Below are 13,704 nucleotides of genomic sequence, written 5' to 3'. Positions count from 1 at the left end.
CGCGGCAGGCGAATCGCCGACCCTAGGATTGACAGATGTCCGCAGACCCCCTCAAAACCCCTGCCGCTCCCTCCGCCGCACTCGCCGCCGCCGGCCGACCGGCCAGGAGTGAGCAGAGCAAGGGGCTGACCTATGCGGTCTCTGCGTATGCGTTGTGGGGCCTGCTGCCGCTGTACTTTCTGCTGCTCGTGCCGACAGGTGCCTTCGAGATCGTCGCGTGGCGCGTGCTGTTCTCGCTCGTCTTCTGTGCGCTGCTGATCACAGTCACGCGCAAGTGGGGAGCTCTCACCGCGGTGTTCGCGAAGCCGCGGGTCGTGTGGACGATGGGGCTGGCCGGTGCTCTCATCTATGTCAACTGGCAGACCTACGTCTTCGCTGCGGTCAGCGGGCACGTCCTTGAGGCCGCGCTCGGCTATTTCATCAACCCGATCGTCACGATCTTCCTCGGCGTCATCGTGCTCAGGGAGCGCCTGCGCGTGGTGCAGTGGATCGCGGTGGGAATCAGCGTGATCGCCGTCGGCGTTCTCACCGTCGGCTACGGCTCCGTGCCCTGGATTTCCCTGATCCTCGCCTTCTCCTTCGGCTCGTACGGCCTGATCAAGAAGCGCGTCGGCAACGACGTGGATGCCGTGACGGGCCTGACGCTGGAGACCGCGTGGCTCGCTCCGATCGCCATCATCCAGCTCATCGTCGTCGCCGCGCTGTCTGGGTTGACCATCGGCACCATCTCTCCATGGCACACGATGGGACTGCTTGCGGCGGGCGTCGCGACAGCGGTTCCGCTCCTCTTCTTCGCAGCGGCGGCCAGCCGACTGCCGCTCACCTTCCTGGGCTTGACCCAGTACATCGCTCCCGTGCTGCAGTTCCTGGTTGGGGTGTTCGTGCTGGGAGAAGAGATGCCGCCAGAACGGCTCATCGGTTTCGCTCTGGTCTGGGTCGCGTTGATTGTGCTGACGATCGACATGATCGTCTCCGGTCGCGCGCCGCGGCGCGTATCGCTCGAACCGGTCTAAGCGGCCGATACGCTCTGGATGCACCAGCCACCGAAAGGACCATGATGCTTCGCCGCACCGTTGCCGCCCTCCTGGGTCTTGCCGTCGTCATTCCGCTGGCTGTGACCGCCTGCTCGTCAGAGCCGTTGGCGCCGACGCCAACGCCGACGAGTGCGACCGCCAGGGTCGTTCCATCCGGCGACGGCGTGCTCCGCATCGGAACGCTCTTCCCGATGACGGGCGACGCTGCCGGATCCGGCGCCGCGCAGGTCGCTGGAGCCCAGCTGGCCGCCCGTGAAATCGCTGAGCAGGGCGGGGTGCGCGGGCAACCGCTCGAGATCATCCACCGCAATTCGGTCGGGGATCTCGTCACAGCGCTGGCCGACCTTGTCGCGCGCGGCGTCGACGTGCTGGTGTGGGATGTGACACGAGAGTTGCCTGCCGATGTGGCGTCATCCGCTCGCTCGTCAGGTATGGCCGTCATCTCACTGTATGACCTCGTGAATGGTGGCACTGCGCTTGCGGCCAGCGGCGAGTTCGGGATCCGACTGAACAGCGCCGATCCGGGGCTCGCGGAGACGACCGGAGGGTCCGAAGCCTACGACGCTGTCGTGGTGAGCGCCCTGGCTGCCGTGGTCAGCGACGACGATGGCGGCGCATCCGTTGCAGCTGGGCTGCGACAGGTGGCCTCAGGAGAGGTCGACTGCGCGTCGTGGGGGGAATGCCTGAGCATTTTGGCCGACGACCAGCACATCAGCTACGGCGGCGCGAGCGGGACGCTCACAGCTCTCACGCAATAAATACTCGCTCAGATCACAAATCGTAACGATTTGGGTCGGTTTACACGGTTGTTACATCGTTGTCTTGTTTCAGGTGCTTCCTGTCAATACTGTGACAGGACGGTAGCTAGTTGGCTGCTGTGTTCTCTTTAGTATCCCTAGCCCCAAGGAGCAACATGAGCGTATTCGCGAAGGCCTCGGCCTCCCGCTCAGTACGGGCAGTAGTCACTGGTATCGCCATGGTCGGCGTCAGCGCACTCCTGCTCACTGGATGCAGCAACAGCACGGCCGAGACACCCGGCGAGACCGCTTCGCCCGCCGCGAGCGGTGACGCGCAGCCGATCACAGCCGGCGACCGCGATCTCGCACTGAAGATCGGCACGATTCTTCCCCAGAGTGGCGCTCTCGCGTTCCTCGGCCCGCCCGAAGAAGCCGGTGTCAACCTGGCCGTTCAGGAAATCAACGAGGCAGGCCTCGGCATCGACATCGAAGCCATCCTGCGTGACTCCGGTGACACCACCACAGACACAGCAACTGTCTCGGTCACCGACCTGCTGTCGCAGAAGGTTTCGGCGATTGTCGGAGCAGCATCGTCCGGCGTCTCCAAGACCGTCATCGACACCATCACCGGTGCCGGCGTCGTGCAGTTCTCGCCGGCCAACACCTCGGCAGACTTCACCGACTACCCCGACAACGGCCTGTTCTGGCGTACGGCTCCCTCCGACGTGTTGCAGGGTGAAGTACTCGGTAACCTGATCGCTGAAGACGGAAACTCCACCCTCGGCCTCATCGTGCTGAACGACTCCTACGGAACCGGCCTCGCCGAGTCCGTTACCGCAGCATTTGAAGGCGCCGGCGGCAAGGTTGTCGCTCAGTCGCTCTTCAACGAAGGTGACTCCAACTTCGCATCGCAGATCTCCGAAGTGACGGCGGCCAACCCCGACGCGATCGCACTGATCACGTTCGACCAGGCCAAGGTCATCACCCCGGCCCTGGTCGGATCCGGATTCGCCGGCGACAAGCTCTACTTCGTCGACGGAAACCTGGCCGACTACAGCGCTGACTTCCCCGCTGGCCTCATCGCCGGCTCGAAGGGCACGCTGCCCGGCCTCGACACCGCAACGCTCGGTGACTTCACTGAACGCCTGCTGGCCATCGACCCGACGCTCACAGACTTCAGCTACGCAGCTGAGTCGTACGACGCCGTCATCCTCATCGCGCTCGCTGCATACGCCGGGAACGACACCGACGGTGTGTCTATCGGCAAGTACCTCCGCCAGGTCTCCGGCGGAACCGGTGAAGGCACCAAGGTCACCGACTTCGCAGCAGCAGTTGACTTGCTGAAGAAGGGCGAGCAGATCGACTACGACGGTTACTCCGGCCCGATCACGTTCGACGAGAACGGCGACCCGACCGAAGCAACGATCGGTATCTTCCAGTTCAACGAAGACAACACGTACAGCCGCATCAACTAGGCAGCGACGCGTGTAGGAAGGCCCCGGCTTCGGCCGGGGCCTTTCGTCGTGTGTGGGGAGAGTCGTGTGTGGGGAGAGGCGTGTGCGGGGGGAGGCGTGTGCGGGGGGAGGCGACAGCGTGCTCCCGCTCGCGTACCCGTGGCGCTCGCCGTTGGTCGAGGAGGCCGTTCACGGCCGTCTCGAGACCCAGCGAGGGTCTCTTGGGCGAATGGCCATCGTGGCCGTCAACGGGCGCTACAACGCCTCTGGCCTGCGCTCTATCGCGCGCCAGGATGTGTCTGCCGTTCCACGTGGGGGAGCGATGGACGGCTGTGGACGCCGGAGGACGTCGCTCGTTCGACGTGGGAGAGCGCAGCGGGCACACAGAAGCGTTGCCCCGCGCTCTGGGCGAGCGCGGGGCAACGGATGACGATGGTGGCGGTGGTTAGTCCTGGCCGAGGGTACCGAGGTAGAGGCCGATGACCTTGGGGTCCCGCAGCAGTTCGCGGCCGGTACCCGTGTAGGCGTCCGTACCCTGGTCGAGTACGTAGCCACGGTCACAGATCTGCAGGCAGCGCCTGGCGTTCTGCTCGACCATGATCGTGGTGACGCCGGCCTTGTTGATCTCCTTGACGCGCAGGAAAGCCTCGTCCTGGCGCACGGGGGAGAGTCCGGCAGACGGCTCATCGAGCAGCAGCACGTGCGGACCCATCATTAGTGCACGGGACATCGCGACCATCTGGCGTTCACCGCCAGAGAGTGACCCTGCCCGCTGGCCGAGGCGCTTGCTGAGCTCTGGGAAGATCTCGGTCACGAACTCCAGTCGTTCCGCCAGGCCCTTCGGCTTCTGGAACATTCCCATTTCCAGGTTCTCCTGGATGGTCAGGGTGGGGAACACGTTGTTCGTCTGCGGCACGAATCCGACACCCTTGGCCACGAGCTTGTTGGCCTTCAGGTTCGTGATCTTCTCGCCGCGGAGCATGATGTCGCCTTCGCGCACCTTGACCTGGCCGAAGATCGACTTCAGCAGCGTCGACTTGCCGGCGCCGTTCGGGCCGATGATGCCGATCAGTTCACCGTCGTATGCCGTGAGGGAACAGTCATTCAGGATGTTCACGCCGGGCAGGTACCCGGCAGTGATGGCCTGCACGTCGACGACAGGCACGCGCGTCTCCACGGGGGCGTCGGTGATCACCGGGTTAGAGAGTGTCATCGAGCAGCTCCTTAATCGCTTCAACGTGCTCTGGCTCGTCTGTGCCGAGGTCTTCATCGTGGTGCTGCCCGAGGTAGGCATCGATCACGGCCGGGTTCTGCATGACCGTGTGCGGGTCGCCCTCTGCGACGACACGTCCCTCGGCCATGACGACGACCCAGTCAGCGATGTGACGGACCATGTGCATGTCGTGCTCAACGAACAGCACGCTCATTCCCTGGGCCTTCAAATTCAGGATGTGATCGAGCAGCGACTGCGTGAGCGCCGGGTTCACGCCGGCCATCGGCTCATCGAGCATCACGAGCGTCGGGTCGCTCATGAGCGCCCTGGCCATTTCGAGGAGCTTGCGCTGGCCGCCGGAGAGGCTGGCTGCATAGTCGTCCTTCTTGGTGTCGAGCTTGAACCGGGCGAGGAGCTCTATGGCCTTCTCCCTGTTTGCGGCCTCCTGCTGACGCCACAGGAACGGAAGTATTGCCCGGAAGAAGTTCTCGCCGATCTGCGCCTTCGCCCCAAGCAGCATGTTGTCCATGACAGTGAGCAGGCCGAGTGCCTTGGTCAGCTGGAAGGTACGGATCTGACCCATGCGGGCCACCTTGTAGGCTGGGACGCCGTGTAGCGGACGCCCTTCGAAGTCCCAGGTGCCGGTATCGGGCTTGTCGAAGCCGGTGAGCAGGTTGAACAGCGTGGTCTTGCCGGCACCGTTCGGACCGATCAACGCGGTGATCGCGCCGCGCGGGATTTCGAGGTGGGCGACATCCACCGCCTTCAATCCGCCGAAGGTGCGACTCACGTTGTCGGCTACGACGATGGGGTCGCGCTTCTTGCAGCCGGGGACGGCCTCGCCGATGTGCAGGTCGACAGACTTGACCGGCTTTTGCGTGGGAATCGTGTCACTTGACAAAGGCCAACTCCTTCTTGTTTCCGAAGATGCCTTGCGGCCTGAACACCACGATCAACATGATCGCGACTCCAACCAGGATGAAGCGCAACTGGCCAGCCTGGATGCTCGACATGAACGGCAACCAGCCGGCCTCGACGGCCCTGGCGATGAAGCCGGAGAAGAATGACAGCAACACCCAGAAGATCATCGACCCGATGACGGGCCCCAGGATCGTTGCAGCCCCACCGAGGAGCAGGATCGCGTAGACGAAGAAGGTCAGCGACGTCTGGTAGTTCGACGGCACAACGGCGCGGGGCAGGATGAAGATCATTCCCGCGATGGTGCCGAAGACGCCACCGAGAATGAGCGACTGCATCTTGTATGAGTAGACGTTCTTACCGAGGGCCCTGACGGCGTCCTCGTCTTCACGAATTCCCTTGATCACGCGGCCCCACGGGCTGCGCATCAGCTGCCACGTGAACAGGCAGGCCAGGACGACGATGGTCCAGGCCACAATCCGCAGCCACAGGTCGTAGGCATTGAACGTGAACGGTCCGAATCCGTACGTGCCTTCCGGAATCGGGTTCAGCGCCGCGAACCCGCCCTTGTAGCCGCTCAGGCCGTTGGCCGAACCAGTGACCGCAATGAAGGTGTTCGTCGTGAACAGCAACCGCACGATCTCTGCGGCGGCAATCGTGACGATCGCGAGATAGTCAGCCCGCAACCGAAGCGTCGGAATGCCGAGAATCAAGGCAAAGATGACGGATGCCCCGATGCCCACAAGCACGGCTCCCCACACGGGGAAACCAAACGTGAGAATCGAGATGGCGTAGCCATATGCACCGAGTGCCATGAACCCGGCCTGGCCGAAGTTCAGCAGTCCGGTGTACCCGAAGTGCACGGCGAGCCCCAGTGCGGCAAGGGCGTAAGCCGCGGTGGTCGGGCTGATCAGCTCGACGGCCGCGTTGTTGAAAATTGCTCCCCAGTCCATCGGATGCCCCTCTAGCCAATTCTCTCTTTGCGACCCAGGATTCCCTGCGGCCGAAGCAGCAGGACCAGGATCAAGACGACAAGTGCGCCGACGTACTTCAGGTCGGAGGGAAGCCACAGCGTCGACAGCTCAACGAAGAGGCCAACGATGATCGATCCGATCAGGGCGCCGAATGCCGTGCCGAGCCCGCCAAGTGTTGTCGCGGCGAACACCAGCAGCAGGATCTGGAAGCCCATGTCCCAGCTGACGCCTGGGCGGAAGTACGCCCAGAGCACGCCGCTCAGGCCGGCAAGCGAACCGCCGAGAATCCAGACGATGCGGATGACACGGTCTACGTCGATTCCACTGGCTGAGGCCAGACTCGGGTTGTCGGACACCGCACGAGTCGCCTTGCCGATGCGGGTGCGCAACAGGAAGTAGGAGACGGCGAGCAGAACGACGATGCTGATGGCCATGCTCGCGATGTCGATCGGCGAGAGCCTGACAGGGCCTAGCTGCAGGTCGGCGAGTCCCGACCCTGGCAGCTGCTGCGTTGCGCCACCGTAGTAGAACTGGAACAGATAGCGCAGCGCCAGCGAGAGGCCGATGCTCACGATCATCAGCGGGATCAAACCCACGCCCCTCTTCCGAAGGGGCCGCCACAATGCGGCATCCATGCCCCAGCCCAGCACGCCGCTCAGGATGATGGCCATGATGATCGCCAGCCAGATCGGCCAACCGATGTTGACGCTGAACGTCAACGCCATCAGTGCGCCGAAGGTGATCATCTCGGCGTGCGCGAAGTTGCTGAGTCCTGTGGTGCCGAAGATCAGCGACAGGCCGATGGCAGCCAGCGCGAGCAGGAGGCCGAAGTTCAGGCCGTTGACCAGGCGGTTGAGGAACTGGTCGAAGAAGCTGACAGTAGTTCTGACGCCTTCTCCGAGAAAGAAGTTCACCGACTTCGTCTTGGTGAGGCCGAACTCAGCTTCGATGCTGCTGCCGCCCTTGGCCACAACAACACCGTCCGGCAGGGTGTCCTCGTCGAGGGTCACCGTGTATGTGGCCTTCTCAGGGACGCCAACCGCCCACTTGCCATCGTCGCCGGTTTTCACCTCAGACTTGAAGTCGCCGTCGGTCACGGTGATGAGCACGCCATCGATGGGGTCGCCGTCGAACTGGACGTTTCCCGCGATGAGATAGTCGTATTCGTCTGTACCGATCGAATCGGCGTGTGCCGGAGCGACGGAGAGCATGGACAGGGTCAGGGCTGCGAACAGAACACCCAGAAGCAGCACAACTGCTCTGGGCGAGAATCTGCGAGCCGTATGAATGAACTTCACCGCACCTCCATGGGGGCGCCCGCATGAACACTTCCGAGCGGGCCCCGGGTATCACCTGCCGACATCGATGTTGACAGTACGTGCCGATTATGTCGCAAATGTTTCGGCGGTGAGTACAGGAAGATACCGGCCTGCTCACATCGTGACATAAGCGGAATATGTGGCGGGGGCCGTGAACTGTCAAATCAGTTGCGCCAGAGAGCGGTTTCACGGCGATTTACGCTGCACGCCGCCGACGTTTCGATGGGATGTATCGATTGGTCTGAGGCGGAATGTTCTGCCCGTTATTTCGCTTAACATTGAAGGACCGGCTCTGCTCCATGGGCCGGCACACACCACACTTAATGCGCATATGCAAAGGGGACACATGGATCAGCCAGATCCGTTCGGTTTCACCGGGCTCACCTACGACGACGTCTTGCTCCTTCCAGGACACACGGACGTCATCCCGAGCGAGGCGGAGACCACGTCGCGACTTACGCGACGGATCAATGTGGCTACGCCCCTGCTCTCCAGTGCCATGGATACCGTGACCGAAACGCGCATGGCGATCGCCATGGCGCGTGAAGGCGGCCTCGGCATCCTGCACCGCAACCTGTCGATTGATGACCAGGCCGAGCAGGTCGACCTCGTCAAGCGCAATGAGTCGGGCATGATCACCAACCCCGTCACGACGACTCCCGACGCCACTGTCGCCGAAGTGGACGCCCTGTGCGGCCAGTTCCGCATCAGCGGGCTTCCGGTCGTTGATTCCAAGGGAATCCTGGTCGGCATCATCACCAACCGTGACATGCGCTTCGTCTCTGACACGAAGAAGCACACCACCCTGGTGCGCGAGGTCATGACCACCTCACCGCTGATCACCGGCAAGGTCGGCATGGCGCCGCTCGATGCTGTGGCGATCTTCGCCAAGCACAAAATCGAGAAGCTGCCGCTGATCGACGAGTCGGGCAAGCTGACCGGCCTCATCACGGTGAAGGACTTCGACAAGTCAGAGGAGTTCCCGAACGCCACGAAGGATGACGGCGGACGCCTGCGCGTCGGAGCAGCCATCGGTTTCTTCGGTGATGCGTGGCAGCGCGCCTCCTCATTGCTCGACGCCGGAGTCGACGTGCTCGTCGTCGACACCGCCAACGGCGACAGTGCCGGTGTGCTCGACATCATCCGCAAGCTCAAGTCAGACCCTGCATTCGCCGGTGTTGACGTGATCGGTGGAAACGTTGCGACCCGTTCGGGCGCCCAGGCCCTCATTGAGGCCGGCGCAGACGCAATCAAGGTCGGCGTCGGACCCGGTTCCATCTGCACCACGCGCATCGTCGCCGGTGTGGGCGTTCCGCAGATCACCGCCGTCTACCAGGCGTCGCTTGCGGCACGCGAGGCCGGCATCCCGGTCATCGCCGATGGCGGACTGCAGTACTCCGGTGACATCGCCAAGGCGCTCGTCGCCGGTGCAGACACCGTCATGCTCGGTTCGCTGCTGGCAGGAACAGACGAAAGCCCCGGCGAACTCGTCTTCGTGAACGGCAAGCAGTTCAAGGCGTACCGCGGCATGGGCTCGCTTGGCGCGCTGCAGACCCGCGGCAACAAGACCTCGTACTCGAAGGACCGCTACTTCCAGTCGGACGTTCCCACCGACGACAAGCTGATTCCAGAGGGCATCGAAGGCCAGGTTCCGTACCGCGGACCGGTCTCCGCTGTCGCGTACCAGCTGATCGGCGGACTCCGCCAGTCGATGTTCTACGTGGGCGCTCGCACCATCGAAGAACTGAAGAACAAGGGTAAGTTCGTTCGGATCACACCGGCCGGGCTGAAGGAATCGCACCCGCACGACGTGCAGATCGTAGTTGAGGCGCCCAACTACCGCAGGTAGTCAATACGCCGATACTGACGGGGTGGAATCGCTGGGCGATTCCACCCCGTTTCGTTTAAGCCACCGCTAAACCACTGCGGCCAGCCGTGACACAGCCTCGGTGAGAACGTCCGTCGAACAGGCGAAGTTCAAGCGCGCGAAGCCTGCTCCCTGCCTGCCGAACATGGGCCCTGAGTGCAGTGCGACCTTCGCCCGCTCCAGGGCGACGGCTGCAGGGTCGTCGCCCCAGCCGAGCACGCGGAAGTCGAGCCAGGCCAGATAGCTGGCGCGCGGCGGCGTGTGCTCGACGCCCGGCAGCTGCAGGGCGAGAAGCTGTGACAGCAGATTTCTGTTGGTCTCGATGGCCGCGATCACCCCATCCAGCCACGGTTCGCCCTCTGTGTACGCGGCAACGCTGGCGATAAGACCGAACTGGCTCGTTCGCCACTCCACCTCGTCCGGCATCCCGGCCACCACGGCGCGCATCTGTGAGGAAGCGGTGACCATGAGCGCGCACTTCAACCCCGCCAGGTTCCAGGCCTTGCTCGCCGACGTCAGGCAGATGCCGTGTTCAGTGGCCTCAGGCGACACCGTGAGGAAGGGCGTGAATATGCCATCGGAGTGCGTGAGTGGCCCGTGCACCTCATCGCTGATAACGGTGACGCCGTACCGTGCGGCCAGGTCGGCAACCGCAACCAGGTCTTCGACGGTGTGCGGATGCCCGATGGGGTTGTGCGGATTGCACAACAGATAGGTGCGGGCGCCAGCGGCGAACGCGCGCTCAAGTCCTCCGAGGTCGAGTGCCCAGCCGCCGAGGCCGTCCAACAGCGGTACCTCGACAATGGTCCCGCCCGCCTCTGGAATCAGGTCAAAGAACGGCGGGTAGACCGGAGGGTTGATGACGACGCCGTCGCCGGGGGAGATCACCCGGCGGATTGTCTCGACGATCGCCACACTGACATCCGTTGTACTGGTCACGTGGCCGGGATCGACGGACCATCCCCAGCGCCGGAGCGCAAAGCCCGCGAACGCCTCGGCGAGCGGATTGTCTGGCGCCACGTATCCGGTATCACTCCGGCGCACCGCGGCAATGAGCGCGTCGCCGATCACCGGGGCGAGCGGATAGTCCATTTCGGCGACGAACAGTGGAAGGACGTCAGTGTCGTAGTTCCGCCATTTCAGGCTGGTGCGTTCGCGGAGCAACAGGAGGGGATCGGCGGTGACATCCATAGCATCAGGATGCCGCAATCGCCCGGCGCGGTCGAGGGGCGGAATGGGCTGGCTGTGGCACCTAGAATGGACGGGTGAGTATGGAGATTGAAATCGGCCGCTCCAAGCGCGCTCGTCGTGTGTACGCCTTCGATGACATTGCGATTGTTCCCAGTCGTCGAACCAGAGACCCAGAAGATGTATCGGTCAGCTGGGGGATTGACGCCTACCAGTTCGATATCCCCTTCATTGCGGCTCCCATGGATTCCGTGGTGTCCCCGCAGACGGCGATCATGATGGGCCAGCTCGGCGGACTTGGCGTTCTCGACCTCGAGGGCCTCTGGACCCGGTACGAGAACCCCGAAAGCCTCCTCGCGGAGATTCGTACGCTGCCAGCCAACAAGGCGACAGCGCGCATGCAGGAGATCTACTCAGAGCCGATCAAGCCTGAACTCGTCACCCAGCGCCTGGCCGAGATTCGTGCCGCAGGCGTCACCGTTGCCGGAGCACTCTCCCCGCAGCGCACCCAGGAACTGTACGAGACCGTCGTCGCCGCCGGTGTCGACCTCTTCGTCATCCGTGGCACCACCGTTTCTGCCGAGCACGTCTCGAAGACCCAGGAACCGCTGAACCTCAAGAAGTTCATCTACGAACTCGACGTTCCCGTCATCGTCGGCGGCGCATCCACATACACCGCTGCCCTGCACCTGATGCGCACCGGTGCCGCCGGCGTTCTCGTCGGTTTCGGCGGGGGAGCCGCATCCACCACACGCGCCACCCTCGGTATCCACGCTCCCATGGCCACGGCCGTAGCGGATGTCGCCGGCGCTCGTCGCGACTACATGGACGAGTCGGGCGGACGTTACGTACACGTCATCGCCGACGGCGGCCTCGGAACGTCGGGCGACATCGTCAAGGCCATCGCCTGCGGTGCAGACGCCGTGATGCTCGGATCGACGCTGGCGCGCGCAACGGATGCTCCAGGCGGCGGATACCACTGGGGTGCTGAGGCGCACCACTCGCAGCTGCCCCGTGGCAAGCGCGTCGAGGTCGGCAGCGTTGCCCCGCTTGAAGAGATCCTGTACGGCCCCGCCCCCGTCGCAGACGGCACCGCCAACCTGGTCGGCGCGCTCCGTCGGTCGATGGCGACGACCGGTTACTCAGACCTGAAGGAATTCCAGCGCGTCGAAGTAGTTGTAGCGCCGTACCAAGTGAACTAGCGTCGATGTAAGTACCACCACCTTTCAGGATGGGAGTCAGCATGGGCACGCTTAATTCGGTGACACGGTCGGCAAAACTGGGGCCTGAAGAGCGCGAGGCCGCGCTGGCCAGGCTCAAGGAAAAAGAGCTGGACATCCTGGTGGTTGGTGGTGGCATCGTCGGTGCCGGCGCAGCCATGGATGCTGTCACGCGTGGATTGAGCGTCGGAATCCTGGAAGCGCGGGACTGGGCATCCGGCACGTCGAGCCGGTCATCCAAATTGGTGCATGGCGGCATCCGCTACCTGGAACAGCTCGACTTTCGGCTGGTGCGTGAAGCGCTGATTGAACGCGGACTGCTGTTGCAGGTGCTCGCGCCGCACCTCGTGAAGCCCGTGCGCTTCCTGTACCCGCTGAAGAAGCGGGTTACAGAACGGGTCTACGTGGGCGCTGGCATGCTGCTCTACGACATCTTCAGCTACACGGGCGGGCGCTCCCCAGGGGTGCCGCACCACCGCCACCTGTCGAAGCGACAGGTGCAGCGGCTCATGCCGAGCCTGTCCAACGATGCGCTGGTCGGCGGCATCACCTACTACGACGCCCAGGTCGACGATGCGCGCTTTGTGGCGTCGCTGGTGCGAACCGCTTCGTTCTATGGCGCCCACGCCATGAGCCGGGTGCGCGTCGAGGGCTTTATCAAGGTCGGCGAGCGGGTGGTCGGCGTGCAGGCGCATGACCTGCAGACCGGCGAACGGTTCGAGGTTCGCGCCAAGCAGGTCGTCAACGCCACCGGCGTCTGGACGGACGACACCCAGCGGATGGTCGGCGAACGCGGCACGTTCAAGGTGCGTGCGTCGAAGGGCATCCACCTCGTGGTGCCGCGTGACAGGTTCCAGTCGGCCATGGGGTTGCTGCTTCGCACCGAGAAGAGCGTGCTGTTCGTGATTCCGTGGGGTCGGCACTGGCTGATCGGCACCACAGACACTGACTGGCACCTCGACAAGGCGCATCCGGCGGCCACGGCTGCCGATATCGACTACCTGCTCGAACACGTGAACTCTGTGCTCACGGTGCCGCTGACCCGCGAAGACGTTGAAGGCGTGTACGCCGGGCTTCGACCGCTGCTGGCCGGCGAGTCAGACCAGACGTCGAAGCTGTCGCGAGAGCACCTGGTCGGGCATTCTGTGCCTGGGCTCGTCGTCATCGCCGGCGGCAAGTGGACCACATACCGGGTGATGGCGAAGGACGCGATCGACGCTGCTGTCGACGCGCTCGACGGGAAGATCCCGGAGTCGACGACGGAGACGATTCCGTTGCTTGGCGCAGAGGGTTACCAGGCGGCGTGGAACAAGCGCGGCAAGATTGCTCGCGCGTTCGGACTGCACCCGGCCCGCGTCGAACACCTGCTCAACCGCTACGGCACGCTGACGGATGAGATCCTTGATCTGATTCGGGACGACCCGTCCCTGGCGGATCCGCTGCCGGGCGCCGACGACTACGTGGGCGCGGAAATCGTGTACGCGGCCACGCACGAGGGCGCCCTGCACCTAGAGGATGCGCTGGCCAGGCGCACGCGCATCTCCATCGAGGCCTGGGACCGCGGTGTCTCGGCTGCCCCCGTTGCCGCCAGGCTCATGGCTGAAGCACTCGGCTGGGACAAGGAGCGGGAAGAACGCGAAGTGGCGGTCTACCTGAAACGGGTTGCGGCGGAGCGTGGATCGCAGGAGCAGCCTGATGACGCATCCGCTGATCGGGTTCGCCTGGAGGCCCCGGACATCGTCACGCAGTCTTAGGACCGGTACCTGCAGTCGCTATCCAG

The 13,704-nt window shown here is 63.8% G+C and carries 11 protein-coding genes; 6 read left to right on the top strand and 5 right to left on the bottom strand.

Features of this window, described 5'->3' with window-relative positions; genetic code table 11:
* Positions 1 to 35 precede the first annotated feature (35 nt).
* The 3 genes from rarD (at position 36) to AC25Z0_RS08715 (ending at position 3,246) form a co-directional block, all read left to right on the top strand.
* Positions 36 to 1,013, top strand: coding sequence for an EamA family transporter RarD (gene rarD, locus AC25Z0_RS08725; protein ID WP_488120629.1), 978 nt, complete (start codon positions 36 to 38; stop codon positions 1,011 to 1,013).
* Positions 1,014 to 1,054: 41 nt separating this feature from the next.
* Positions 1,055 to 1,792 (top strand): ABC transporter substrate-binding protein, encoded by a 738-nt coding sequence (locus AC25Z0_RS08720; protein WP_488132914.1) that lies wholly within the window; start codon positions 1,055 to 1,057, stop codon positions 1,790 to 1,792.
* A 155-nt stretch (positions 1,793 to 1,947) separates the two neighbouring features.
* Positions 1,948 to 3,246, top strand: coding sequence for an ABC transporter substrate-binding protein (locus AC25Z0_RS08715; RefSeq protein WP_488132913.1), 1,299 nt, complete (start codon positions 1,948 to 1,950; stop codon positions 3,244 to 3,246).
* Positions 3,247 to 3,670: 424 nt separating this feature from the next.
* On the opposite strand, the gene AC25Z0_RS08710 is transcribed toward AC25Z0_RS08715, so the two are convergent.
* From AC25Z0_RS08710 to AC25Z0_RS08695, 4 genes are read right to left on the bottom strand one after another with little or no spacing between them, the layout of a single operon-like run.
* Complete coding sequence (locus AC25Z0_RS08710; RefSeq protein WP_488132912.1) at positions 3,671 to 4,438, bottom strand: ABC transporter ATP-binding protein; 768 nt, start codon at positions 4,436 to 4,438, stop codon at positions 3,671 to 3,673.
* On the bottom strand, positions 4,425 to 5,324 hold the full coding sequence (locus AC25Z0_RS08705) for an ABC transporter ATP-binding protein (RefSeq protein WP_488120896.1): 900 nt from the start codon (positions 5,322 to 5,324) through the stop codon (positions 4,425 to 4,427). Before AC25Z0_RS08705 ends, AC25Z0_RS08710 begins: the two co-directional genes overlap by 14 nt.
* 4 nt (positions 5,325 to 5,328) lie before the next feature.
* Complete coding sequence (locus tag AC25Z0_RS08700; protein WP_488120633.1) at positions 5,329 to 6,309, bottom strand: branched-chain amino acid ABC transporter permease; 981 nt, start codon at positions 6,307 to 6,309, stop codon at positions 5,329 to 5,331.
* A gap of 11 nt (positions 6,310 to 6,320) precedes the next feature.
* Positions 6,321 to 7,541 carry a branched-chain amino acid ABC transporter permease gene (locus tag AC25Z0_RS08695; protein WP_488120897.1) on the bottom strand — a complete coding sequence of 407 codons (1,221 nt, stop codon included), beginning with the start codon at positions 7,539 to 7,541 and terminating at the stop codon, positions 6,321 to 6,323.
* A gap of 454 nt (positions 7,542 to 7,995) precedes the next feature.
* Here AC25Z0_RS08695 and guaB point away from each other — a divergent pair, with 454 nt between their 5' ends.
* Positions 7,996 to 9,498: an IMP dehydrogenase gene (gene guaB / locus AC25Z0_RS08690; protein ID WP_488120634.1), complete on the top strand. Its 1,503-nt coding sequence runs from the start codon at positions 7,996 to 7,998 to the stop codon at positions 9,496 to 9,498.
* Between the two features lie 66 nt (positions 9,499 to 9,564).
* On the opposite strand, the gene AC25Z0_RS08685 is transcribed toward guaB, so the two are convergent.
* Positions 9,565 to 10,707 (bottom strand): MalY/PatB family protein, encoded by a 1,143-nt coding sequence (locus AC25Z0_RS08685; protein WP_488120635.1) that lies wholly within the window; start codon positions 10,705 to 10,707, stop codon positions 9,565 to 9,567.
* A gap of 80 nt (positions 10,708 to 10,787) precedes the next feature.
* Here AC25Z0_RS08685 and AC25Z0_RS08680 point away from each other — a divergent pair, with 80 nt between their 5' ends.
* A complete protein-coding gene (locus AC25Z0_RS08680; protein WP_488120898.1) occupies positions 10,788 to 11,906 on the top strand; it encodes a GuaB3 family IMP dehydrogenase-related protein in 1,119 nt (372 codons plus the stop codon).
* 41 nt (positions 11,907 to 11,947) lie between these two features.
* Complete coding sequence (locus AC25Z0_RS08675; protein ID WP_488120636.1) at positions 11,948 to 13,678, top strand: glycerol-3-phosphate dehydrogenase/oxidase; 1,731 nt, start codon at positions 11,948 to 11,950, stop codon at positions 13,676 to 13,678.
* Positions 13,679 to 13,704: the final 26 nt, after the last annotated feature.

The organism is Leifsonia sp. Y862, from assembly GCF_057669585.1.
The sequence above is the reverse complement of the archived record's forward strand: the minus strand, read 5'-3'. Positions and strand labels throughout refer to the sequence as shown.